General features: G+C 71.9%; 19 protein-coding genes and 1 tRNA gene. 9 read left to right on the top strand and 11 right to left on the bottom strand.

Annotated elements, in window-relative coordinates; translation table 11 throughout:
• Positions 1-26: 26 nt before the first annotated feature.
• Positions 27-497, bottom strand: coding sequence for a hypothetical protein (locus O7619_RS02060; protein WP_282285322.1), 471 nt, complete (start codon positions 495-497; stop codon positions 27-29).
• A complete protein-coding gene (locus tag O7619_RS02055) occupies positions 479-1,138 on the bottom strand; it encodes an HNH endonuclease family protein (protein ID WP_282285320.1) in 660 nt (219 codons plus the stop codon). Before O7619_RS02055 ends, O7619_RS02060 begins: the two co-directional genes overlap by 19 nt.
• A 111-nt stretch (positions 1,139-1,249) precedes the next feature.
• On the opposite strand from O7619_RS02055, the gene O7619_RS02050 reads away from it, so the two are divergent.
• Positions 1,250-2,683, top strand: coding sequence for an MFS transporter (locus tag O7619_RS02050; protein WP_282288644.1), 1,434 nt, complete (start codon positions 1,250-1,252; stop codon positions 2,681-2,683).
• Positions 2,684-2,799: 116 nt separating this feature from the next.
• Here O7619_RS02050 and leuA read toward each other — a convergent pair whose 3' ends face one another.
• Positions 2,800-4,545: a 2-isopropylmalate synthase gene (leuA, locus tag O7619_RS02045; protein ID WP_282285319.1), complete on the bottom strand. Its 1,746-nt coding sequence runs from the start codon at positions 4,543-4,545 to the stop codon at positions 2,800-2,802.
• A gap of 237 nt (positions 4,546-4,782) precedes the next feature.
• Positions 4,783-6,057, bottom strand: coding sequence for an MFS transporter (locus tag O7619_RS02040; RefSeq protein WP_282285318.1), 1,275 nt, complete (start codon positions 6,055-6,057; stop codon positions 4,783-4,785).
• Positions 6,058-6,135: 78 nt separating this feature from the next.
• Between O7619_RS02040 and O7619_RS02035 the strand changes: the two genes are divergently transcribed.
• Complete coding sequence (locus O7619_RS02035) at positions 6,136-7,122, top strand: MarR family transcriptional regulator (protein WP_282285317.1); 987 nt, start codon at positions 6,136-6,138, stop codon at positions 7,120-7,122.
• A 24-nt stretch (positions 7,123-7,146) separates the two neighbouring features.
• Here O7619_RS02035 and O7619_RS02030 read toward each other — a convergent pair whose 3' ends face one another.
• Together O7619_RS02030 and O7619_RS02025 are read right to left on the bottom strand one after the other, a co-directional pair.
• Positions 7,147-7,677 carry a nitroreductase family protein gene (locus O7619_RS02030; RefSeq protein WP_282285316.1) on the bottom strand — a complete coding sequence of 177 codons (531 nt, stop codon included), beginning with the start codon at positions 7,675-7,677 and terminating at the stop codon, positions 7,147-7,149.
• Positions 7,678-7,761: 84 nt separating this feature from the next.
• Positions 7,762-8,529 carry a hypothetical protein gene (locus tag O7619_RS02025; RefSeq protein WP_282285315.1) on the bottom strand — a complete coding sequence of 256 codons (768 nt, stop codon included), beginning with the start codon at positions 8,527-8,529 and terminating at the stop codon, positions 7,762-7,764.
• A 238-nt stretch (positions 8,530-8,767) separates the two neighbouring features.
• Here O7619_RS02025 and O7619_RS02020 point away from each other — a divergent pair, with 238 nt between their 5' ends.
• Together O7619_RS02020 and O7619_RS02015 are read left to right on the top strand one after the other, a co-directional pair.
• Positions 8,768-10,033 carry an aspartate kinase gene (locus O7619_RS02020; protein WP_281586184.1) on the top strand — a complete coding sequence of 422 codons (1,266 nt, stop codon included), beginning with the start codon at positions 8,768-8,770 and terminating at the stop codon, positions 10,031-10,033.
• Between the two features lie 5 nt (positions 10,034-10,038).
• The gene (locus tag O7619_RS02015; protein WP_282285313.1) at positions 10,039-11,097 is read left to right on the top strand and encodes an aspartate-semialdehyde dehydrogenase; all 1,059 of its coding nucleotides are present in this window, start codon (positions 10,039-10,041) and stop codon (positions 11,095-11,097) included.
• Positions 11,098-11,173: 76 nt separating this feature from the next.
• Here O7619_RS02015 and O7619_RS02010 read toward each other — a convergent pair whose 3' ends face one another.
• Complete coding sequence (locus tag O7619_RS02010; RefSeq protein WP_282285312.1) at positions 11,174-12,631, bottom strand: sensor domain-containing diguanylate cyclase; 1,458 nt, start codon at positions 12,629-12,631, stop codon at positions 11,174-11,176.
• Between the two features lie 140 nt (positions 12,632-12,771).
• Here O7619_RS02010 and O7619_RS02005 point away from each other — a divergent pair, with 140 nt between their 5' ends.
• The 3 genes from O7619_RS02005 to O7619_RS01995 all read left to right on the top strand — a co-directional run bounded on the left by O7619_RS02005 (position 12,772) and on the right by O7619_RS01995 (position 16,332).
• The gene (locus tag O7619_RS02005; RefSeq protein WP_282285311.1) at positions 12,772-13,602 is read left to right on the top strand and encodes a histone deacetylase; all 831 of its coding nucleotides are present in this window, start codon (positions 12,772-12,774) and stop codon (positions 13,600-13,602) included.
• Between the two features lie 313 nt (positions 13,603-13,915).
• Positions 13,916-15,658 carry a bifunctional metallophosphatase/5'-nucleotidase gene (locus tag O7619_RS02000; protein WP_282285310.1) on the top strand — a complete coding sequence of 581 codons (1,743 nt, stop codon included), beginning with the start codon at positions 13,916-13,918 and terminating at the stop codon, positions 15,656-15,658.
• Between the two features lie 200 nt (positions 15,659-15,858).
• A complete protein-coding gene (locus tag O7619_RS01995; protein WP_282285308.1) occupies positions 15,859-16,332 on the top strand; it encodes a hypothetical protein in 474 nt (157 codons plus the stop codon).
• Between the two features lie 67 nt (positions 16,333-16,399).
• Here O7619_RS01995 and O7619_RS01990 read toward each other — a convergent pair whose 3' ends face one another.
• From O7619_RS01990 to O7619_RS01980, 3 genes are all read right to left on the bottom strand, one after another.
• Entirely contained in the window at positions 16,400-17,503 is a 1,104-nt protein-coding gene (locus O7619_RS01990) for an ionic transporter y4hA (protein WP_282288642.1), read from the bottom strand.
• A gap of 436 nt (positions 17,504-17,939) precedes the next feature.
• Positions 17,940-18,013: transfer RNA gene (locus tag O7619_RS01985), tRNA-Pro, on the bottom strand.
• A 75-nt stretch (positions 18,014-18,088) separates the two neighbouring features.
• On the bottom strand, positions 18,089-18,982 hold the full coding sequence (locus O7619_RS01980) for a metallophosphoesterase (RefSeq protein WP_282285307.1): 894 nt from the start codon (positions 18,980-18,982) through the stop codon (positions 18,089-18,091).
• 25 nt (positions 18,983-19,007) lie between these two features.
• Between O7619_RS01980 and O7619_RS01975 the strand changes: the two genes are divergently transcribed.
• Positions 19,008-19,463, top strand: coding sequence for a GatB/YqeY domain-containing protein (locus O7619_RS01975; RefSeq protein WP_282285306.1), 456 nt, complete (start codon positions 19,008-19,010; stop codon positions 19,461-19,463).
• Between the two features lie 69 nt (positions 19,464-19,532).
• On the opposite strand, the gene O7619_RS01970 is transcribed toward O7619_RS01975, so the two are convergent.
• On the bottom strand, positions 19,533-21,959 hold the full coding sequence (locus tag O7619_RS01970; RefSeq protein WP_282285305.1) for a transglycosylase domain-containing protein: 2,427 nt from the start codon (positions 21,957-21,959) through the stop codon (positions 19,533-19,535).
• Between the two features lie 358 nt (positions 21,960-22,317).
• Here O7619_RS01970 and O7619_RS01965 point away from each other — a divergent pair, with 358 nt between their 5' ends.
• Complete coding sequence (locus tag O7619_RS01965; protein ID WP_282285304.1) at positions 22,318-22,638, top strand: WhiB family transcriptional regulator; 321 nt, start codon at positions 22,318-22,320, stop codon at positions 22,636-22,638.
• Positions 22,639-22,653 lie beyond the last annotated feature (15 nt).

The following is a 22,653-nucleotide window of genomic DNA, read 5'->3' as shown; positions in this document are numbered from 1 at the left end:
GTACCGGGCCGGCGCGTCACCTCGGCTCAGCCCTCGGGGCGGTTCAGCAGGCCCACCGCGACCGTGTGCACCGCGTCCAGCGCGGCCGGGTCGGCCAGCGGCGCGGTGCCGCCGGTGACCGCGTACCACTCGTCGGCGTCCTTGTACTGCACCCGCAGCGTCACCCGGCCGTCGGCGTGCTCGGTCCGCAACGTCAACTCGCCGGTCACCACGCCGACCTCGTCGGTCATCACCCCGCCCGGACCGGCGGTGATGTCGGTGGCGCGCGACGCCGGACCGGCCGGCGCGCCCGCCGCGCCCGGCGCCGCGTCGGCGGACATTCCCGCGCCGGAGACGTCGGCGGGCGCCGGCTGCCGGCCGTCCGCGGTCATCCCCGCCGAGGCCGGACCGGCCGGGGTCGGGTCACCGCCGGCCGCCGTGGCGTCCCCGGCGGCGGCGTCCGGCGTCGGGTCCGGGGCCGGTGCGCCACCCGCCCCAGTCACGGCTTGCTCGCCCATGTGCAGCCCTCCAGCATGTCGGTGAGGGCGGCCTTCTCGGCGCTCGTCACCGTCAGCCGCCAGTAGTGCTTGACCGTCACCCAGTCCGCCGCGTACTGACACCAGTACGACCGGTTCGCCGGCTTCCACTGGGACGGGTCCTGGTCACCCTTTGCCCGGTTGGAGCTCGCGGAAACCGCGATGAGCTGTGGGCGGGTCAGGTCGTTGGCATAGTCGCCCCGCTTCGAGTCGTCCCACTCGTCCGCGCCGGAGCGCCAGGCGTTCGCCAGCGGCACGGTGTGATCGATGTCCACGTCCGACGGGTCGGTCAGCACCACCCCGTCGTACACGCTCTCCCAACGCCCGCCGACCACGTTGCAGCCGGAGAGCTTGATGCCCTCGCCGTCCTTCTGGAGGACGCTGTCCCGCACGTCACAGTTCTTGCCGGTGTCCCGCCAGTGCGGGAACCGGGAGCGGCTGTAACCCTTCATCGACCCGGCAGTGGCCACGGTCAGCTCGCCGAGCTGCTGGTTCACGTTCCCCGAGGCACTCGGCGGCGCGTCCGGCTCGATGACCGCGGGGTCACAGCCGGCCGCGCCGAGGGCGAGCACCGCGCTGACCGCGGCGGTCAACCCGGCTCGAACTCCTGATCTCGTACGCACAGACGACACCTCTCCAGCTTGCGTGCTCCGGGCGAGTCCGCACAGTACCCGGCGGCGGTTTCTGTGATTCGTGGCGTCGGCGCGGCAACCCGGGCAGAGTGGACAACCGTGATCTCTCCCGCTCCCGCGCTGCGTACCGGCTCCGCCGCCGGACGCGGCACGCTGCTCGCCGCGATCCTCGCCTCCGGCATGGTCTTCCTGGACAGCACCGTGGTCAACGTCGCACTGCCGCGACTCGGCGCGGAACTGGACGCCACCGTGTCCGGTCTGCAGTGGACCGTGAACGGATACCTGCTCATGTTGGCCGCGTTCGTGCTGCTCGGCGGCGCGCTCGGCGACCGGTTCGGCAGGCGACGGATCTTCCTGCTCGGGGTGGTCTGGTTCGCGGTCGCGTCGGTGCTCTGCGGACTGGCCCAGGACACCGGCTGGCTCATCGCCGCCCGGTTCCTCCAGGGCGCGGGCGGGGCGTTGCTCACTCCCGGCTCGCTCTCCGTGCTCCAGGCCAGCTTCCACCCGGACGACCGGGGGCGGGCGATCGGCACCTGGTCCGGCCTCTCCGGCGTGTCCACCGCGCTCGGGCCGCTCGTCGGCGGCTGGCTGATCGACACGTTCTCCTGGCGGTGGATCTTCTTCGTCAACCTGCCGCTGGCCGTGGGCGTGGTGCTCGCCGCGATGCGCTGGGTGCCGGAGAGCCGCGACGAGACGGTCTCGCGTACCGGCGGAGGGCACGGGTTCGACGTGACCGGCGCGTTGCTCGGCGCGCTGGCGCTCGGCGGCGTCACGTACGCGCTGATCGACGCCCCGGCGCAGGGCGCCTCCCCGGCGGTGCTCGCCGCGGCGGTGGTCGGGGTGGCCGCCGTGGCGGTCTTCGTGTTCGTCGAACGGCGACGCGGCGACACCGCGATGCTGCCCACCGCGCTGTTCGGCAGCCGGCTCTTCTCCGTGCTCAACGTGTTCACCGTGGTGGTGTACGCGGCGCTCGGCGGGTTCACCTTCTTCCTCGCCGTCTACCTGCAGAACGTGGTCGGCTGGTCGGCACTGCTCACCGGCCTGGCCACGGTGCCGATGACGGTGCTGCTGCTCGTCGGCTCGCCGCGCGCCGGCGCGCTCTCCGCCCGGATCGGGCCCCGGCTGCCGCTGACCGTCGGCCCGGTCGTCGCCGCGGCGGGCCTGTTGTTGCTGCGCCGGGTCGGCCCGGGTGCGTCCTACTGGACGGACGTGCTGCCCGGCGTGGTGCTGTTCGGCGCCGGGCTGACCCTCGTCGTCGCGCCGCTGACCACGTCGGTGCTCGGCGCCGTGTCGGACCGGTTCGCCGGGGTGGCGAGCGGCTTCAACAACGCCGCCTCCCGGGCCGGCGGCCTGCTCGCGGTGGCGGCGCTGCCGCTGCTGGTCGGGCTCTCGGGCACCGGATACGAGCAGAAGGGCGCGCTGGCGCACGCCTACCGGGGCGCGATGGCGTGGTGCGCCGGCCTGCTGCTCGCCGGCGCGCTGCTGGCCGTCGTGCTCATCCACCGCCCCCGGAAGCAAGGAGGGGGCCCTTCTTAACGCATTCGGTAGAGGCGGGGCCCCCTATTAACACCGCAGGGCTCGCGCCGAGGGTGCATGTTAAGCGGGGCCCCTTCCTATGCAAAAAGCGTTAAGAAGGGGCCCCGCCTTACATCTCAGGCGCGGGTGCGGTTTACCGCGCTCGTTACCGCCTTGACCGAGGCGGTGACGATGTTGGCGTCCACCCCGACGCCCCACACCGTCCGGCCGTCCACCTCGCACTCCACGTACGCGGCTGCCTGCGCGTCCCCGCCGGAGGAGAGCGCGTGCTCATGGTAATCGAGCACCCGTACCGTCACGCCCAGCGACTGGAGCGCGTTGACGTACGCGTCGATCGGACCGTTGCCGACCGAGGTGAGCGACTGGACCTCGCCGCCGAAGCCGACCCGGGCGTCGATCTCGACCTTGCCGTCGACGGTGCCGATGGTGTAGCCGGCCAGCGTGACCGCCGGGTCGACCTGGTGGTCGACCAGGTAGTTGCGGGCGAAGATCTCCCACATGGTGCCCGGGTCGACCTCGCCGCCGTCGTGGTCGGTGACGCCCTGCACCACGCCGGAGAACTCGATCTGGAGGCGGCGCGGCAGGTCGAGCTGGTGCTCGGACTTCATGATGTACGCGACGCCGCCCTTGCCGGACTGCGAGTTGACCCGGATGACGGCCTCGTAGGTGCGGCCCAGGTCCTTCGGGTCGATCGGCAGGTAGGGCACGGCCCAGGTGAACTCGTCGACCGGCACACCGGCCGCCGTCGCGTCGGCGTGCAGCGCGGCGAAGCCCTTGTTGATGGCGTCCTGGTGGGAGCCGGAGAATGCGGTGTAGACCAGGTCGCCGGCGTACGGGTGGCGTTCGTGCACCGGCAGTTGGTTGCAGTATTCGACCGCGCGCCGGATCTCGTCGATGTTCGAGAAGTCGATCATCGGGTCGATGCCCTGGGAGAACAGGTTCAGGCCCAGCGTGACCAGGTCGACGTTGCCGGTGCGCTCGCCGTTGCCGAACAGGCAGCCCTCGATCCGGTCGGCGCCGGCGAGCAGGCCCAGCTCGGCGGCGGCCACGCCGGTGCCCCGGTCGTTGTGCGGGTGCAGGCTCAGCGCCAGGCTGTCCCGCCGGGGCAGGTGCCGGTGCATCCACTCGATCGAGTCGGCGTAGACGTTCGGCGTGGCCATCTCGACCGTCGCCGGCAGGTTGACGATCAGTTTCCGGTCCGGGGTGGGGTCGACCACCTCGATCACCGCCGCGCAGACCTCCAGCGCGTAGTCCAGCTCCGTGCCGGTGTAGGACTCCGGCGAGTACTCGTAGTGGATGTCGGTGTCCGGGGTGTGGATCTCCGCGTACTTCTGGCAGAGCCGGGCGCCCTGGGTGGCGATGTCGGTGATGCCGTCGCGGTCCAGGCCGAAGACGACCCGGCGCTGGAGCGTGGAGGTCGAGTTGTAGAAGTGCACGATGGCCCGGCGGGCGCCGCGCAGCGACTCGAAGGTCCGCTCGATCAGGTGCTCCCGGCACTGGGTCAGCACCTGGATGGTGACGTCCTCCGGGATCAGGTCCTGCTCGATCAGTTGCCGGACGAAGTCGTAGTCGGTCTGGCTGGCCGACGGGAAGCCGACCTCGATCTCCTTGTAGCCCATCTGTACGAGCAGGTGGAACATCCGGCGCTTGCGCTCGGGGGACATCGGGTCGATCAGCGCCTGGTTGCCGTCGCGGAGGTCGACGGCGCACCAGCGGGGCGCGGCCTCGACGCGACGGGTCGGCCAGGCACGATCCGGCAGCTCGACCTGGAACTGCTTGTCGTACGGGAGGTAACGGTGGACCGGCATCCGGCTGGGACGCTGCCGGGCGAACGGATCGGTGTCGGTGACAGGTTGAGCCATCTCGGATTGCTCCCTGGAAACATGTGGCGTCAGCAGATCGGAAGGTGTCGGCGATGTGCCGGGCGACGGTGCACGGCGGTGCCGAGGAGAGGTTCGGATTGCTGGACGGCGCGGTTCAACTCCGCGACGAGGTGCCGGCCGGTCAGGCCCCGTCGCGGCAGCCAAGGAGAAGATAGGCCCGCCACATGTCAGGGTCACCCTACGTGGTGGGACGGGCGGTGGGAAGGCCGGTCCGGACTATGGGACCGGAGTCACCGTACGGGTGGACTCCGGCATCTCGCCCAGCCGGGGCGTCCGCTCGGCCCGGGCCACCGCCGGCACGATCGCCAGCCCGACCAGCACGAAGATCCCCGCCGCCGGGTACCAGCCCCAGCCGCCGGTGGTCACGCCGAGCGCGGTCAGCCCCGCCGGGGCGATCAGGAACTGGAGCTGCGAGCCGAGCCCGAACGCGCCCACGTACGCGCCGCGCTGGGCGGCCGGCGGCAGCGTCGCGGTGAGCCCCCAGGTGCCCGCCGACTCGATCAGCTCGGCCAGGATGAGCAGTGTCGCGGCGGCCACCAGCGCCACCACCGTCAGCCAGCCCCGGGTCTGTGCCGAGATCGGCAGGACCACGCAGAACAGGGCGATCAGCAGCGCGCCCCGGCGGGATGCCCGGGCCGCGCCCGGCGCGGTGTCCGCGCCCCGGCTGGCCCGCACCTGGAGCAGCACGATCAGGACCGTGTTGAGCAGCACCAGCGCCGCGATGATCGTCTTCGGCGCGTCGGTGTGGGTGAGGATCCACAACGGCATCACCGTCAGGTAGAGCGTCTGGTGCGCGGTGAGCAGTCCGGACAGCAGCGAGACGGTCATGAACGGGTGGTCCCGCAGCACCGCCAACCGGCTCATCGGCTCGGTCGGCCGGGTCACCTCCGGCAGCCGGGGGAGCCGGTTCACGAAGACGGCGGTCACCACGAAGACCGTGGCGATGAAGAAGACCATGCCCCGGTACGCCCAGATCGTGTCGACGGCCAGCACCAGGCCGCTGATCAGCGCGCCGAGCCCGAAGCCGACGTTGAGCGAGGACCGCTGGTAGGCCATCGCGGTCACCCGTTCCTCCGGGCGCAGCACGTTGATCGAGTAGACCTGGCGCGCGGTGTTCGCGGCGGCGCCCACCACGGCCAGCGCGAGCACCACGGCGAGGAACCCGGTGAAGCCGCCGACGAACGGGTACGTCGCGAACAGCGCCGCGTCGAGCAGCAGACCGACGATCCAGACCCGCTGCGGGCCGTACCGGTCGGTGAGACCGCCCAGCGGGACGGTGCCGAGCAGCGACGCCCCGGCGGCCAGCGAGAGGCCGAGACCCACCTGGGCCGGGCTCAGCCCCAGCGCCCGGGTGAAGAAGACCGCGCTGCCGGCCTGGAACAGGCCGTGGCCGACGGCGTTCACCATGGCCTGCACGGCCAGCGCGCGGGTCAGCCCGGCCGGCGGTACGACGTGTCGAACGGCGGTGCGAATGCTCTCTCTGGCCCCCATGACCGGTGAGCAAACCGTGCCCCCCATGCCCGGGTCGAGCGTTTTAGGCTGGGCCGAATCCTGGCGGCGGGGGTGCGGGTGTCCGAGTTGCGGTTCAGCCTGGCCGACGTGGCGGGCGTGCGGTTCGCCGTGTCGCCGGCCAACGAGACCGTGATGAGCATGTGGGCGCTGGCCGACCCGGTCCGCTACGCGGTGCACCTGCCCTGGATCGACCGGGCCCGGGTGACGCTGCGCCGCCCGGAGGTGGCCGTGCGGGTCCGTCCGCTGGTGGAGCTGACCCGGCCGCGTCGCTGGCTGCCGGACTTCCTCACCCCGGCGGCCCGGCCGGCCGTAGGGATGGCCGAGCAGCTCGACCAGATCGCCGCGACGCCGCCGGAGGTGGTGGTCCAGGACCTGCTGGCGACCACCCCGCGCCGGCCGCTGAGCCCGTTCGGGCAGGCGCTGCTGGCCGATCCCCGGGGGCTGCTGCCGCAGCTCGTCGAGGCCGTGCGGGTCTGGCACGACGAGGCGATCGCCGCGGACTGGCCCCGGATGCGGGCGCTGCTCGATGCCGACGTGGCCCACCGGGCCGCGCAGCTCGCCGAGGGTGGCGCGGGTCGGTTGTTCGAACAGCTCCACCCGAGCCTGCGCTGGCTCGGTGACCGGGTGGTCAGTGACGACCCGTTCGAGCGCGACTTCGACCTGCGCGGGCGGGGGCTGGCGTTGAACCCGGGCGTGTTCACCGACCGGCGGGTGTTGTGGAACCTGCTGGAGGATTCGCTCCCCGCCGGGGCGTACCCGGTCCGGGCGGTCGGGACGCTCTGGGAGCGGGCCCCGACGGCGCCCGGCGACCCGCTGGCCCGGGTGGTCGGGGCCGGCCGGGCCGCGCTGCTGCACCTGCTGGACTCGGCGGTGACCACGACCGACCTGGCCCGGCTCACCGGGATGTCGGCCGGGAACGTCTCCCAGCACCTCACCGCGTTGCACGCGGCCGGGCTGGTCGCCCGGTCGCGTTCCGGGCGGCACGTGCTCTACCGCAACACCGACGTCGGCGCCGCCCTGCTCCGGGCCGCCCGCGGCACCTGACCCGGCTGCGCCGGCTGGCGACGCTCAGTGCAGGAGCAGGGCGGGCAGGGGCCGGCGGAGGCGGAGCGCGGTCTCCCGGGCGTACAGGTCCGGCGGGAGCGTGGCAGGGTCGCCGAGCCGGCCGACCGCGGCCACCGCCAGCGGCCGGACGTCGTCGGGCAGGTCCAGTTCGGTGGCGAGGCGGGCGCGGTCGAGGCGGGTGAGCTGGCGTACGTGCAGGCCGAGCGCGGTGGCCTGGACGGTGAGGTGGGCGACCGCCTGGCCCAGGTCGTACGCGGTCCGTTCCGGTTCGCCGCCGGCGTGTGCGGCGAGCAGCAGTGCGGCGGCGTGCCGCGCCCATCCCTGGTCGGCTTCGGGCAGGCCGACCAGGATCCGCTTCCAGGTCTCGTCCTGCCGGTGTCCGAGCGCGAACCGCCACGGCTGGGCGTTCCCGGTCGAGGGTGCCCAGCGGGCCGCCTCCAGCAGGCTGGCCACCTCGTCGGCGGTCAGTTCCGTGTCGGGGTCGAACGCGCGGGGACTCCAGCGGAAGGCGAGCAGCGGGGTCAGGTCGGTCATCGCCATATCGTCCGCGATGACCGTTTTATGACCGGAGGCCGGGTGAGGATAATGTGGTCAAGGACACCCGTAACGGACAAACCGCTACGACGGTTCGGGCGTGGGTCCGGCCCGATCCACCGGCTCACCCTCGGTCACCGCGCCCGCCAGGTCGATCGTCGCCGGCGCCGGGCCCGGCTCGCCGGTCAGGGTGAGCGCGCCGAACGTGGCCCGGACCGCCACCGGGGTGCCGTCGTCGGCGAAGCAGTAGACGCCCACGTCCAGCGGCGCGTTGAGCGAGGCCGAGGTGGAGTCGACCGTGTAGCACCGACCGCTGTCGACGCCGGACGGCGGCGTGACGGGCGAGACGACGAGCGGCGCGCGCCGGTCGGTGAGCACCTCCAGCCAGTCGGTGAACGGGTGCTGCACCCGCGGGTCCAACCGGCGTGGCAGCGCGTCGTCGGCGTCGCCGAGGCGTACGCAGCCGGCCGGCCGCGTCCACCCGGCCGAGGGCAACGCGCACTGGAACAGGCCGTCCGAGGTGCCGGCGAGCGAGACGTCCACCGTGCCGTTCCGCCCCCAACCGGGCACGTCGACCCGCCAGCTTCCGTCGTTCGCGCTTGTCACCGCGACCGGCCGGGAGGCACCGTCGGGCGGCGCGAAGGCGTACGTGGCGGTGAGGTGCCGGTCCTGGGCGGCGGCGGCCAGCCCGGCCAGTTCGTCGCGGGCGGCGTCGACCTGCACCGACACCGGATCGGGGGCACCGGTCGGGGTCGCCTCCCGCGGCTCGGCGACGCAGGCGGCCAGCAGCGCCGGCAGGGTGAGCGCGAGCAGGCCGGCCAGCCGGCGGGCCGCGCGTCGGTGAGCGTGCACCAGGCCATTCTGCGCGCCGCGACCGTCCGGGTCAGCCCACCGTACGGCTGTACCGTTTGCGGCCCGTGTGGCCTCCGAGGCTGGTGAGCCGCCCCACGCCGAGGCCGGATGGTGGGATCACCCGACCCGGCGGCGTGACCCGCCCGATACCCTGAAGAGGTCTGACACGCGCCGCCGGACCGAGAGACCCGGCGGCGTCGGCACGCTCAGGGCCGTCACTGGAGGGGAGCGCACCGTCGTGGCACTCGTGGTGCAGAAGTACGGCGGGTCCTCCGTCGCCAACGCCGAGCGGATCAAGCGGGTGGCCGAGCGCATCGTGGCGGCCCGCAAGGCGGGTGACGACGTTGTCGTGGTGGTCTCCGCCATGGGCGACACCACCGACGAGTTGCTCGACCTGGCCAACCAGGTCAGCCCGCTGCCGCCGGGCCGCGAGTTGGACATGCTGCTCACCGCCGGGGAGCGGATCTCCATGGCGCTGCTCGCCATGGCCATCCACAACCTGGGGTACGAAGCCCGCTCGTTCACCGGCTCGCAGGCCGGCGTGATCACCACCTCGGTGCACGGCCGGGCCCGGATCATCGACGTGACGCCGGGGCGGCTCAAGGGGGCGCTGGACGAGGGCGCGGTGGTCATCGTCGCCGGTTTCCAGGGCGTCTCGCAGGACACCAAGGACGTCACCACGCTCGGCCGGGGTGGCTCGGACACCACGGCGGTGGCGCTCGCCGCCGCGCTCCACGCGGATGTCTGCGAGATCTACACCGACGTGGACGGCATCTTCACCGCCGACCCGCGGATCGTGCCGAACGCCCGGCACATCGAGCGGATCACCTACGAGGAGACGCTGGAGTTGGCCGCCTGCGGTGCGAAGGTGCTGCACCTGCGCAGCGTGGAGTACGCCCGGCGCGCAGGGTTGCCGATCCACGTCCGTTCGTCATACTCGACCAACACCGGCACGATGGTCACCGGATCGATGGAGGACCTTCCCGTGGAACAGGCACTGATCACCGGCGTCGCCCACGACCGCAGCGAGGCGAAGATCACCATCGTCGGGGTGCCCGACGAGCCGGGCGCCGCCGCGCGGATCTTCGACACCGTGGCCGGTGCCGAGATCAACATCGACATGATCGTGCAGAACGTGTCCACCGAGGGCACCGGTCGCACCGACATCTCGTTCACGCTGCCCAAGGCCGACGGCCCGACCGCGATGGCCGCGCTCAGCAAGATCCAGGAGCCGGTCAAGTTCAAGGGCCTGCTCTACGACGACCACGTCGGCAAGGTCTCGCTGATCGGCGCCGGAATGCGGTCGCACCCGGGCGTCGCCGCCGGTTTCTTCGCCGCGCTCGGCACCGCCGGCGTGAACATCGAAATGATCTCCACCTCGGAGATCCGGGTCTCCGTGGTCTGCCGGGACACCGACCTGGACAAGGCGGTCAAGGCCATCCACGACGCCTTCGAGCTGGGTGGTGACACCGAGGCCGTCGTCTACGCCGGCACCGGGCGGTAACGCCGATGGCGTCGCTGCCCACCCTCGCCGTGGTCGGGGCGACAGGTGCCGTCGGCACCGTGATGTGCCAGATCCTCTCGTCCCGGCGCAACGTGTGGGGCGAGATCCGGCTGCTCGCCTCGGAGCGCTCGGCCGGCCGGCGGGTGCCGTGCCGGGGTGAGGAACTGACCGTGCGGGCCCTCACCGCGGAGGCGTTCGACGGCGTCGACGTGGCGATGTTCGACGTGCCCGACGGCGTCTCGGCCGAGTGGGCGCCGGTCGCGGTGGCCCGTGGCGCGGTGGTGGTGGACAACTCGGGCGCGTTCCGGATGGAGCGGGACGTGCCGCTCGTGGTCCCGGAGATCAACCCCGAGCAGATTCACGACCGGCCCCGCGGCATCGTCGCCAACGCCAACTGCACCACCCTGGCGATGATCGTGGCGATCGCCCCGCTGCACCGGGAGTACGGCCTGCGCGAGCTGGTCCTCGCCTCCTACCAGGCGGCCTCCGGGGCGGGGCAGGCCGGGGCGGACGCGCTGCACCTCCAGCTCGGCAAGGTCGCCGGGGACCGGGGGCTGGGCTCCCGCGCCGGTGACGTGCGCCAGGCCGTCGGCGACGAGTTGGGCCCGTTCCCGGCCCCGCTGGCGCTCAACGTGGTGCCCTGGACAGGTTCGCTCGGAGACGGCGGCTGGTCCACCGAGGAGCTGAAACTGCGCAACGAGTCGCGCAAGATCCTCGGTCTGCCCGACCTGAAGGTCTCCGCCACCTGCGTACGGGTGCCGGTGGTGACCGGACACTCGGTCGCCGTGCACGCGGTCTTCGCCACCGAGGTGGACGCCGAGGGCGCCCGCCAGGCGCTGCGCAACGCGCCGGGCGTGATCCTGGTCGACGACCCCGCCGCCGGTGAGTTCCCGATGCCGATCGACGCGGTCGGCACCGACCCGTCCTGGGTCGGCCGGATCCGCCGCGCGGTGGACGACCCCCGCGCCCTCGACCTCTTCGTGACCGGCGACAACCTCCGCAAGGGCGCCGCGCTGAACACCGCCCAGATAGCCGAACTCCTGGCCAAGGACCTGACCCACTGACCCGATCGTTGATCATGAAGTTATCACCACGACACGCCGGGCGGGGTGACAACAACTTCATGATCAACGGGTGGGGTCAGGCGGCGGAGAGGTGGACGCCGTCCCGGCCGTGGCGCTTGACCGCGTAGAGGGCCTGGTCGGCGCGGTGGAGGGTGCGCTCGGGGGGTTCGCCCTGGCGGGGCAGCGCGACGCCGACGCTTATCGTCCGGCCGGCGCGGCGGGCCGCGTCGGTGAGCCGCTCGGCGATCCCGACCGCCTCCTGCGGGTGGCTCACCTCGATCACCGCGACGAACTCGTCGCCGCCGGTCCGGTACAGCTCGTCGCCCTGCCGCAGCGCGCCCTCAAGCGCCCGGGCCAGCCCCACCAGCAGCCGGTCGCCGGCCTGGTGGCCGTACGTGTCGTTGACGTCCTTGAACCCGTCCACGTCGATCGCCAGCAGGGCGGTACGCCCCGGCGTGACGCTGGCGATCCGCCGCCCGAACGGCCCGGTGTGCCGGAGCCCGGTGAGCGGGTCGGAACTGGCCTGCTCGCGTAGCCGTGCCAGGGTGTGCAGCCGGTCGAGGCAGGTCCACGCCTGCCCGGCCAGCAGCTCGATCAGGTTGACCGTGGTCGGGTCCGGCCGCAGCGACCGTTCGTCGGCGACCAGCAGCACCCCACCCGCGGACGGCGCGCCGACCGGCACCGCCACCAGCGTGGACGCGCCGGCCCGGGTCAGCGGCAGGTATTCCTCGGTCGGCGGGTGCCCCGCCTCGCCAAGCGTGTACGCCGAGCCGTACCGGTGCGCGCGCTCGATCATCTTTTCCAGCGTGGCCGGACCGGCCTCGGCCAGCTCGGCCCGGATCCGGGTCTCCAACTCGCCGGGGATGTCGGTGGCCGCGCCCAGCCGGGGCCCACGGCGGCCGGTGAGCACCAGCACGGCGGCGGAGAGCGCGGACACGTCCCGGGCCGCGGCGATCGCGGCGGCCATCAGGTCCCAGTCGGTCGGGGCGGCGGTGAACGCGGCGGCGTGCCGGAGCAGTTTCTCGCTGCGGCTCTCGGCCGGCGGCCCGCCGAGCGCCGCGATCCGGGCGCCGAGCCGGTCGGCCAGCCGTTCGGCGGTCGCCCGCCACGGCGCGAGCGTGACCGGGCCACTCCACTGGAGGTCGAGCACGCCGATCGGGTCGCCGGCCGGGTCGCGTACCGGCACGCAGAGTTCGGCGGTGACGTCCGGGCGGACCGGGAGGTAGTCGGGATCGGCGGCGACGTCGGGAACGGTGGCGGTCTCGCCGGAGGTGTAGACCCGCCGCACCACCGACGGTTCGGGCCGGCGCCGGGCCGGGGCCGCGCCGTCGGCCGTCGCCGGCACGTGCGAGAAGACCTGCCAGGCGCCGGTGGCGGCGACGCACCGGAGGCGGTCGTGGACGCGGAGCAGGACGGTGGCGGTCGCCGGGGTGTGCCGGGCGAGCGCGGCCACGGTCCACTGGCACGCCTCGGGCACGGTCGACGCCGTGGGGAGGCGTGCCGTGACGTCGCGGAGGACTCGCTCGTGATCCACGTCGTTCCTGCTGGGAGGGGGGATGGTCACGATCAAATGTACTCATCTCCGGGTGCCGTCGACCTTCGTACACATGTGCTATCCACAGCCTGTGGACGGCCTGTGGGTACGGTGGATATCCCGGGTCCGAGGAGGCGCCGATGCGCAGCGATCCGCGTCGGCCACCCGGCCGGGCGCGCCCGCTGGTGCGGGACGTGCCGCTGCTCTGGTACGTCGCGTACGGCTCCAACCTGCACGCGGCGCGGCTCGACTGGTATCTGCGTGGCGGGCGGCCACCGGGCGGGCTGCGCACGTACCCGGGTTGTCGGGACTGCCGGCCGCCGCGGCGGACGGTGCCGGCGGTGATTCCCGGCGGGGTCTACTTCGCCGGCGAGTCCCGGGCCTGGACCGGCGGCATGGCGTTCTACGACCCGGAGCTGCCGGGCGGCGCGGCGGTCCGCGGCTACCTGGTGACGGTCGAGCAGTTCGCCGACATCGCCGCCCAGGAGATGTACCGGCCGCCCGGCGCGGACCTGGCCGGGATCCTCGCGGCCGTCGACACCGGCCGGGTCACGCTCGGTCCGGGACGCTACGAGACGCTGCTGCGGGTCGGCACCCGCGACGGCCTGCCGATGCTCACCTTCACCGCCGGCCACCGGGCGGTGGAGGTGCCCTGGACCCGACCGGCTCCGGTCTATGCCGGCATGCTGGCGCGCGGGCTGCGGGAGGCGCACGGCTGGGACGTCGCGCGGATCGTCGACTACCTGGCGGGCCGACCGGGCGTCGCCGGGCGGTGGACCCGGGCGGCGCTCCGCACGCTTGTCGCCGCCCAGGTCTCCGACCGGCCCTCCGGCGGCACGGTCGAGTTCGGACAGACCGCCACGAGTGCCGGACCGTCGGGTGTGATCGACCGTTCGGTTCGCGATGGATGGCCCGGCGGGAGTTTTTCCGGGGAGGAAGGTTGCCAGGGCAAGGTTTTCCGCGTGACATGAGCGTCGACGCCGGCTCCCCGGTCCCTGGGAGCCGGCGTCCTCCCGGCTCCGCGTCGCGCGCCCGCGTGCCGCGACAATTTCACCCGACCGTCATGTCGGACTCGTCGGGCAGACCGGCACCTGTTGTCCGGCCCGTCCAGGATTCCTCACGCCACCAGGTCGACCTGCGGCCCGGTGGATGAGAAGCTACCCCGGGCGGGGCGGCGTTCCCCCGATCGCCGCGTCCGCGATCGACCCCTGTCACGGCACGGATCAGGGCCGCCGGGCGAACCATCGTCCGGCCGCCACGCGCCGGTATCTCACGAGGAGTTCCATGTCCGTCCCCGGGATGCGCCGCCGGGCCGCCGTCGGCCTGGCCGCACTCGCCGCGACCGCGTTCACCGCGGTCGCCGTCCACCCCGACCAGGCCGAGGCCCACTCGAAGCCGGTCGACGTCCAACTGCTCGCGATCAACGACTTCCACGGCAACCTGGAGCCGCCGACCGGGTCCAGCGGCACCATCGACGGGCAGTCCGCCGGTGGCGCGGAATACCTGGCCAGCCACCTGAAGGCCATGCGTGCGGCGGCCAAGAAGCAGGGCAAGGGCACGGTCACGGTCGCCGCGGGCGACCTGATCGGCGCCTCGCCGCTGCTCTCCGCCGCCTTCCACGACGAGCCCACCATCGAGGAGATGAACCTCGCCGGGCTCGAGTTCGCAAGCGTCGGCAACCACGAGTTCGACGAGGGCGCCACCGAACTGCTGCGGATGCAGCGCGGCGGTTGCCACCCGGTGGACGGCTGCGCCGACGGCACCCCGTTCAAGGGCGCCAAGTTCAAGTACCTCTCCGCGAACGCGTTCAAGACCTCCACCGGCCTGCCGCTGATGCAGCCGTTCGGCATCAAGATCGTCAAGGGCGTGCCGATCGGCTTCATCGGGATGACCCTGGAGGGCACCCCGAACATCGTCAGCCAGCAGGGCGTCGCCGGGCTGCGGTTCACCGACGAGGCCGACACCGCCAACAGGTACGCCAAGATCCTGCGACTGCTCGGCGTCAAGAGCATCGTCGTGCTGCTGCACGAGGGCGGCGTGCAGAACGGCGGCGGCATCAACGACTGCACCGGGTTCAGCGGCCCGATCGTCGACATCGCCAACCGGATGGACCCGTCCATCGACGTGATCGTCAGCGGGCACACCCACGCCGCGTACAACTGCAACATCAACGGCAAGCTGGTCACCAGCGCCAGCTCGTTCGGCCGCCTGGTCACCGACATCAACCTGAAGATCGACCCGCGTACCCGGGACGTGGTGAGCGCGTCGGCGAACAACGTCGTGGTCACCCGCGACGTGGCCAAGGACCCGGCCTCGACCGAGCTGATCAGCCGGTACAAGACCGCGCTCGGCCCGGTCGCCGACCGGGTCGTCGGCGAGACCACCGAGGCGATCACCAAGACCCAGGAGAACCTCTACCAGACCGGGGTCGACGCCAACGGCAACCCGACCTACCAGACCGGTGAGTCGCCGCTGGGCAACCTCATCGCCGACTCCCAGCTCGCCGCCACCGACAACGAGCAGAACGCGGTCGCCGCGTTCATGAACCCCGGCGGCGTACGCGCCGACATCGACGCCGGCCCGGTCACCTACGCCGAGGCGTTCACCGTCCAACCGTTCGCCAACAACCTGGTGACGCTGGACCTGACCGGCGCGCAGCTCTACTGCCTGCTGGAGCAGCAGTTCACCGTGGCGCGGGTGCTCTACGCCTCGTCGAGCGTGCACTACGTCGTCGACGTCGACGGCACCACCGCGCCGGCCGGCACGCCGTGCGCCGGCACCCGGGTGGTCCGGGGCAGCCTCACCATCAACGGCACCCCGGTGACCGACACCGCCAGTTACCGGGTCACGGTGAACAACTTCCTCTCAGGTGGTGGCGACGGCTTCAGCGTGCTGCCCGGCGGCACCAACGCGGTGACCGGCCAGATCGACCTGGACGCCCTCACCGCGTACCTGACCGAGAAGTCGCCGGTGTCCGCGCCGGCGCTGGACCGGATCCAGACCACCGCGGAGGTCCCCGCCGCCTGACCCGCACCACCGACGGGCCCCGGAGCACAGCTCCGGGGCCCACTCCCGTCTCTCTCCCCCTCTCGCTCCCCGCCGTCCGCACCCACCCTCGGCGCGTTGATCAAGAGGTTTGCGTCGGGAACGCGCCGCGCGGCGACGCAAACTCCTTGATCAACGAGCAGGGAGGGGAGGGGAGCGGAGGGGTCTGCCATGCTGGGGCGGTGAGTGCGACGTGGCGTCATCTGCCTGCCCCGGCCCGCGAGATCGCCGCGAGCGCCACGGACGCGGTCGACGCGGCCCGGGCGCGCGACGCCGAGGCGTACCGGCCGGCCGTGGAACGCCTCGCCGCCGCCGACCGGGCCGGGCTGGTGCTCGGCGGCGTGGTCCGGCTGCTGCTGGAGGAGGGGCATCCGGACGGGCTGGACGGCGACGACGTCCGCCAGGTGCTGGAGCGTTGCGTCCGGTCGGCCGCAACGTGGTGGCCCGAGGTCGACCCGCACGTCCTGCTGGTGCTGCTGGCCGGCGCGCTCGGCGTCTACGACCCGGGCGACGACGAGAACCCGCCCGACCCGGGGGCCGTCGCCCGGCACGCCCCGCTGCTCGTGGCCGATTTGCTGGCGGTCACCGGGCGCCCGCTCGCCGACTACCTGACCGCGGCGTTCACCGAGGTCGCCCGCACCGAGCTGCACGACTGAGCATGCGTGCGGGCCGGCGGCGTCCGGTCAGGGCCTGCCGACGTCGGTCACGGGCTGGCGGCGTCGGTCACGGGCTGGCGGCGAGGAAGACGAACGCGGCCAGCAGCACCAGGTGCACGCCACCCTGGAGCACGGTGGCCCGCCCGGGCACCACGGTGAGCACGGAAGTCACCGCGGTCAGCGCCAGCAGCGTCATCTGGGTGCCGCCCAGGCCCAGCAGCAGCGGGCCGTCCAGCCAGATCGAGGCGATGGCGATCGCCGGGATGGTCAGGCCGATGCTCGCCATCGCCGAGCCGAGAGCGAGGTTGAGGCTGATCTGCACCCGGTCCCGCCGGGCCGCCCGGGCGGCGGCAAGCGTCTCCGGCGCCAGCACCAGCAGGGCGATGACCACGCCGACGAACGCCTGCGGCAGGTTGGCCGCCTGGACGGCGGTCTCGATCGCCGGGGAGACGGTCTTCGCGTCGCCGACCACCGCGACCAGCGCCACGACCAGCAACCCCAGGCTGACCAGGGCGGTACGCGTGGATGGCGGCTCGGCGTGCCCGTCGCCGTCCCGATCCTCGGCCAGGATGCTGCCCTCCTGGGTGACCGGGAGGAAGTAGTCCCGGTGCCGGCCGGTCTGCACCATGACGAACAGCAGGTAGAGCGCGAGCGACGCGACCGCCGCGAAGGCGAGCTGGGCCGGGGAGAACTCCGGTCCCGGTCGGCTGGTGGTGAACGTCGGCACCACCATGCTGAGCGTGGCGAGGGTGGCCACGGTGGCCAACGCGCCGCCGGTGCCCTCCGGGTTGAACACCGCCACCTGCCGGCGCAGCGCGCCGAGCAGCAGGGACAGGCCGAGAATGCCGTTACAGGTGATCATCACGGCGGCGAAGACGGTGTCCCTAGCCAGCGCCTGCGTCTTGTCCCCGCCGCTGATCATCAGGGTGACGATCAGACCGACCTCGATCACGGTGACCGCGACCGCCAGCACCAGTGAGCCGTACGGCTCACCCACCTTGTGCGCCACCACCTCCGCGTGGTGGACGGCCGCCAGGACGGCGACCGCGAGCAGGCCGGCGACCACGAAGATCAGCACGCCGGGCAGTTCCCGACCCCAGGTGAACACGAGCAGGAGCACCGCGACCACGGGTGCGACGGTGGTCCAATCGGTCAGGCGGGATCGGATCATGGCTGGCATGCGTCAACCTTGCCAGGCGGAGCGAACGACCGCCCAGAGCCGGGCGCACCGGCCGGCACGTCGTCGGGCCTGCCGACCCGCGTCGTATCACGCATTGCAAGCAGCATCGGCCCGAGCGGGGCATCTGCTCGGCACCGGAGACACCCATGGCGTTCCACTGGTGGGCTGGGTGAAGCTTGGGTGGAACGCCATGGGTGTCTAGAGGGCGCGGAGACATCCATGCTGTTCCACCCGTGGGCCGGGCGGAGCGTGAGTGGAACGCCATGGGTGTCTGCGGCGTGCGGATTCGTGGCCGGTTCGGCCGCCACGATCAGCGCCTCGTCGTCTTGGGCGAAGACTCTCGGTGCGTGCCGCTTGAGGTGGTAGGACCAGGCTTGAAACGGGTCGAGGCCCCTCCGTGGAGGGGCCTCGACCACTTCTACCTCTGTCGGGGTGGCCGGATTCGAACCGACGACCTCTTCGTCCCGAACGAAGCGCGCTACCAAGCTGCGCCACACCCCGAGGCGTGCCGACAAATAGTAGCCCACCCGCCTCCGGGATCAAATTCAGTACCCCCCGCCGGGCCGTGAGGCGAGGTCAGCGGGGGATCAGGGTCAGGATGCTCGCCTCCGGTGGGCAGGCGAAGCGGATCGGGGCCGTCGGGTGGGTGCCCAGGCCGGCGGAGACGTGCAGCCAGGAGTCCGAGCCGGGCCAGCGGTGCAGGCCGCGCGCCATCGAGCGGGGCAGCCCGCAGTTGGTCACCAGTGCGCCGTACCCGGGCACGCAGACCTGCCCGCCGTGGGTGTGCCCGGCGAGCAGCAGCCCGAAGCCGTCGGCGGTCATCCGGTCCAGCACGGCCGGCTCCGGCGAGTGGGCGAGCGCGATCGACAGCGCGCCGGGGTCGCTCACCGGCCCGGCCACTGCGTCGTAGTCGTCGCGTTCGATGTGGGGATCGTCCACTCCGACCAGCTCGATCTCCCGCCCGCCGGCTTTCAGCGTGGTGCGGGCGTTGTTCAGGTCGGCCCAACCCGCGCCGGTGAGGATGCCGCGCAGTTCCTCGTACGGCAGCGGCACGCCCTCGGTGTACCCGCGGTCGGGCAGGAAGTAGGTGAACGGGTTCTTCATGACCGGGCCGGTGTAGTCGTTGGAGCCGAACACGAACGCGCCGGGCAGGTCGAGCAGCGGCTGGAGGGCGCGCAGCACGCCGGGCACCGCCTCCGGGTCGGCCATGTTGTCGCCGGTGACCACCACCAGGTCGGGGTCGAGCGCGGCCAGCGAGGCCACCCAGTCCTGCTTGCGCCGCTGGTTGGGCATCATGTGCAGGTCCGACAGGTGGAGCACCCGCAGCGGCTCGGCGTCGGTCGGGAGCACCGGCACGTCGTACCGGCGGAGGGTGAACAGGTTGCGCTCGACGAGCGACGCGTATGCCAGGGTGGCCGTGCCGACGGCGGCGGTTCCGGCCGCGAGCCGGAATAGTGTGCGCTTTCGCATGGTGTTCAGGGTAGTTTGACCGTCCATGAGCACGCTGAAGGACCGTCTCACCACCGACATGCGCGCCGCCCTCAAGGCCCGCGACGAGCTGACCACCTCCACGCTGCGGATGGCCCTCGCGGCCGTCGGCAACGCCGAGGTCGCCGGCCGGGAAAAGCGCGAGCTCAGCGACGACGAGGTGCTCGCGGTGCTGACCAAGGAGGCGAAGAAGCGGCGCGAGGCGGCGACCGCCTTCGCCGACGCCGGGCGCGCCGAGCAGGCCGGCAAGGAGACCGCGGAGGGTGCGGTGCTGGAGCGCTACCTGCCGAAGCAGCTTCCCGACGACGAGTTGGCCGAGCTGGTGTCGGGGGCGCTCGCCGCGGGCGGCTTCACCGGCAAGTCGCAGATGGGCCCGGCCATGAAGGCGGCCCAGGCCGCGGTGGCGGGCCGGGCCGAGGGGGGCCGGGTGGCCGCCGAGGTACGCCGGCAGCTCGGCCTCTGAGGTTCGTCCGCACGAACGGAACGGGCGGGCACCCGCTTGGGGTGCCCGCCCGTTGTCGTCGCTTCCCGGTCAGCGGCGTCCAGGCCGCCCGTTGCCCGGGTTCGGGGGCGTGTCCGGCCCGCCGGAGTTACCCGGTTTCGGCGCGCCCTGGCCGGAGCTGACCTCGATCAGGACCACGCCGCCCTTGATGGTGCGCCCGTCCGGGCTGGTGCCGGCCGCGCTGCCCGCCGGGCACTCCGAGGGCACCCGGTTGCTGGAGACGACCGGCTCGAAGCCGGCGCCCTTGATCCGTGACTTGGCGGTGTCGACCGACTCGCACTTCACGCCGGGGATCGAGCGCTGGTCACCCATGACGATCTTGCCGCTCGGCGGGGTGAAGTTTTTCCGCTCCTTGCCCTTCATGGCGTCGCGCAGCGTCTCGTAGACGGCCGGGTTGATGCCGTTCTTCACGTCATGGCCCATTTTCTGGGTGGTCTGCGCCCAGTCCGGGTCGGCCATGATGCCGGCGACCGCGTACTGCTTGGTCATGGCGACCAGGGCGGAGGTCTTGTCGCCGTCGGTGGTGCCGGACTTGCCGGCCACCGGCGCCTTGACGATGCCGTGGACGTTGCCGGCGGTGGCGGAGGGGCCGCACTTCGAGGTGGAGGAGTGGTCACCGACCGGGCAGCGGGCGGCGTCCACGGCGGCGCGGGCCACCTCGGTGCTGACCCGCTGCTCGCAGTGCGGGTTGGCGATGTCGAGCTTGTCGCCGTCCGGCCCGCGGATCTCCTGCACCGGGATCGGCTCGCAGTATTTGCCGTCGGCGGCGAGCGTGGCGTAGGCGTTGGCGAGTTCCAGCGGCGTGGTCTGCGAGACGCCGAGGCTGAACGCGCCCCACTGGTGCGCGTCGGCCGCGAGCAGGGCGTCATTCGACGAGCGGAACGTGATGCCGAGCTTCTGCGCCGCCTTGACCACGTTCTCCGCGCCGACCCGCTGCTGGAGGTCGATGAAGAACGTGTTGACCGAGAAGCTGAAGCCGCTCCACATGTTGTGCATGCCGGCCATCGCCGGGTTGGCGTTCTTCGGGCAGTACTTGCTGGTGCCCGGGCAGGCGGCCGGTGAGTTGAACTTGACCGGGTAGTCCGACTTGAAGACCGGCTGGGCGTCGATCGGGTAGCTGAGCGGGTAGCCCTTCTCCAGCGCGGCCACCAACGTGAAGATCTTGAAGGTCGAGCCGGCCTGATAGCCGGAGATGCCCGGGCCGCCGGTGATCAACGGGTTCACCGTGTTGGGGTAGTTGCCCCGGATCTTCTTCTTGGCCTTCTTCGGCTCACTGGCGAGCTTGTTCTGCGGGTGCTTCGGGTCGTCGATCTTGAACTTGCGGTTCGTCGCCACGGCCCGGACCCGACCGGTGCCGGGCTCGATCACGGCCACCATCCGGGCCGCCTTGCTGCTCTCGCTCAGGTGGTTGCGGACGGCCTTGTCGGCGGCCTTCTGCGCCTGCACGTCCATGCTCGTGACGATGGTGTAGCCGCCGCTCTTCAGCCGCCGCTCACGGTCGTACGTGGTGCCGCCGAACGTCTCCTGCCCGAGCCACCAGCGGTAGAAGAAGTCGCAGAAGAAGCCCCAGGAGTTGGTGCTGGTCTGCACGCAGCCGTTCGGGGTGCGCTTGTCCTTCACCACCAGCTTGATCTTCTTGGCGGCGTCCGCCTCCGCCTGGGTGATCGCGCCGATCTGCACCATGTTCTGGATGACGTAGTCGCGCCGGCCGACCGCCTCCGGGTAGCCGGCCTTCGTGGTCGGGTCGAACGCGGTCGGCGCCTTCACCATGCCGGCGAGCATCGCCGACTCCTGGATGTCGAGCTTGCTCGGCGGCTTGCCGAAGTAGACCTGGCTGGCGGCGTAGATGCCGTACGCGCCGTTGCCGAATGCGGCGATGTTCAGGTAGCGCTCCAGGATCTCGTCCTTGGACAGCTCCTTGTCGACCTGGAGGGCGAGGCTCATCTCGCGCAGCTTCCGGGCGCTGGTGTCCTCGGTGGCGGCGACCACGTCGGCCGGGTGGGTCGCCGAGTAGGAGATGGCCAGCCGGACGTACTGCATGGTGAGCGTCGACGCGCCCTGCTGGGAGGAGCCGGAGGACTGGTTGTTGACGAACGCCCGGGCCACGCCGTTGAGGTCGACGCCGTTGTGCTTGTAGAACTCGTGGTCCTCCGCCGCGATGAGAGCCTTCTGCATGATCGGCGAGACGTCCTTGAGCTTGACGTCCTTGCGGTTCTCGTCGTACATGGTCGCCAGCGGCGTCTTGCCGTCGGAGGCGAGCAGATAGGTGATCTGCGGAGCGCGGGCCACCGTCAGCTCCTTGGGCAGCGCGCCGAATGTCTCGGCGCCCGCCTTGGCGGCAAGGCCGGACATCGCTACCGCAGGGAAGGCCGCCGCGGCGACCACCACGCCGGCCAGCAGGCCACAGATCAGCAGCGATGCGGCGTTGGTCAGCACATTGTGGTCACGTTTCCGCATCCAAGTCACCTCGACAGGGTACGCGAGCAGGGAACGGCCGGCGCACGGGGAACTTTCCCCATTTCCATCACGCGCCGGCCTCGTTGTGCTAAACGCACGAGCCCTGGTCCGGGGTTGCGTGAGATCCGCAGGAAGTCGTCGCCGATCTCGGGGAGCGGCGCGGCGTTTTTCCGTACCGGGGACGGGTAGTCGGCGGGCGAAGGCCCGGTAAGCCGGGAGTGTCCGGAATGATGGATTTGGCCGACAACGTTGCGTAATCATACGACTACCCAGCATGATGATGACGGCCGGACGACCGGGGGGAAGTCCGGGCCGCTCGCACGAGGTCGGTAGGTACTGCAAGGGGGGACGAGTACAGATGGGCATGATCACTGACTGGCCGTCACTGGCGGCGTGTCAGAACGGGGACCCGGACGCGTTGTTCGTACAGGGCGCCGAACAGAACGTGGCGAAGAGGATCTGCCGGAGCTGCCCAGTTCGGTACGAGTGCCTGGCCGACGCGCTCGACAACCGGATCGAGTTCGGGGTGTGGGGTGGCATGACCGAACGCGAACGCCGGGCGCTGTTGCGCCGGCACCCGCAGGTGACGAGCTGGCGCAAGATGTTCGAGGCGGCCATGAGGAAGAACGCCAAGGACAAGTCCGGCAAGGACAAGGTGCTGGTCACCACCGCCACCTGACCGTCGGGCGGTCGG

The sequence above is a fragment of the Micromonospora sp. WMMD998 genome (assembly GCF_029581235.1).
GTDB lineage: Bacteria > Actinomycetota > Actinomycetes > Mycobacteriales > Micromonosporaceae > Micromonospora.
Note: the sequence above shows the minus strand (reverse complement) of the source record. Positions and strands in the feature narration are given on the sequence as shown.

Bases quoted from the DNA above. Each gene is read 5' to 3' on its own strand.
- O7619_RS02060 (WP_282285322.1), bottom strand. From the start codon at position 497: ATGGGCGAGCAAGCCGTGACTGGGGCGGGTGGCGCACCGGCCCCGGAC.
- O7619_RS02040 (WP_282285318.1), bottom strand. From the start codon at position 6,057: ATGGGGGCCAGAGAGAGCATTCGCACCGCCGTTCGACACGTCGTACCG.
- O7619_RS02005 (WP_282285311.1), top strand. From the start codon at position 12,772: ATGCGCAGCGATCCGCGTCGGCCACCCGGCCGGGCGCGCCCGCTGGTG.
- O7619_RS01975 (WP_282285306.1), top strand. From the start codon at position 19,008: ATGAGCACGCTGAAGGACCGTCTCACCACCGACATGCGCGCCGCCCTC.
- leuA (WP_282285319.1), bottom strand. From the start codon at position 4,545: ATGGCTCAACCTGTCACCGACACCGATCCGTTCGCCCGGCAGCGTCCC.
- O7619_RS02030 (WP_282285316.1), bottom strand. From the start codon at position 7,677: ATGACCGACCTGACCCCGCTGCTCGCCTTCCGCTGGAGTCCCCGCGCG.
- O7619_RS01990 (WP_282288642.1), bottom strand. From the start codon at position 17,503: ATGATCCGATCCCGCCTGACCGATTGGACCACCGTCGCACCCGTGGTC.
- O7619_RS01980 (WP_282285307.1), bottom strand. From the start codon at position 18,982: ATGCGAAAGCGCACACTATTCCGGCTCGCGGCCGGAACCGCCGCCGTC.
- O7619_RS01970 (WP_282285305.1), bottom strand. From the start codon at position 21,959: ATGCGGAAACGTGACCACAATGTGCTGACCAACGCCGCATCGCTGCTG.
- O7619_RS02000 (WP_282285310.1), top strand. From the start codon at position 13,916: ATGTCCGTCCCCGGGATGCGCCGCCGGGCCGCCGTCGGCCTGGCCGCA.
- O7619_RS02015 (WP_282285313.1), top strand. From the start codon at position 10,039: ATGGCGTCGCTGCCCACCCTCGCCGTGGTCGGGGCGACAGGTGCCGTC.
- O7619_RS01965 (WP_282285304.1), top strand. From the start codon at position 22,318: ATGGGCATGATCACTGACTGGCCGTCACTGGCGGCGTGTCAGAACGGG.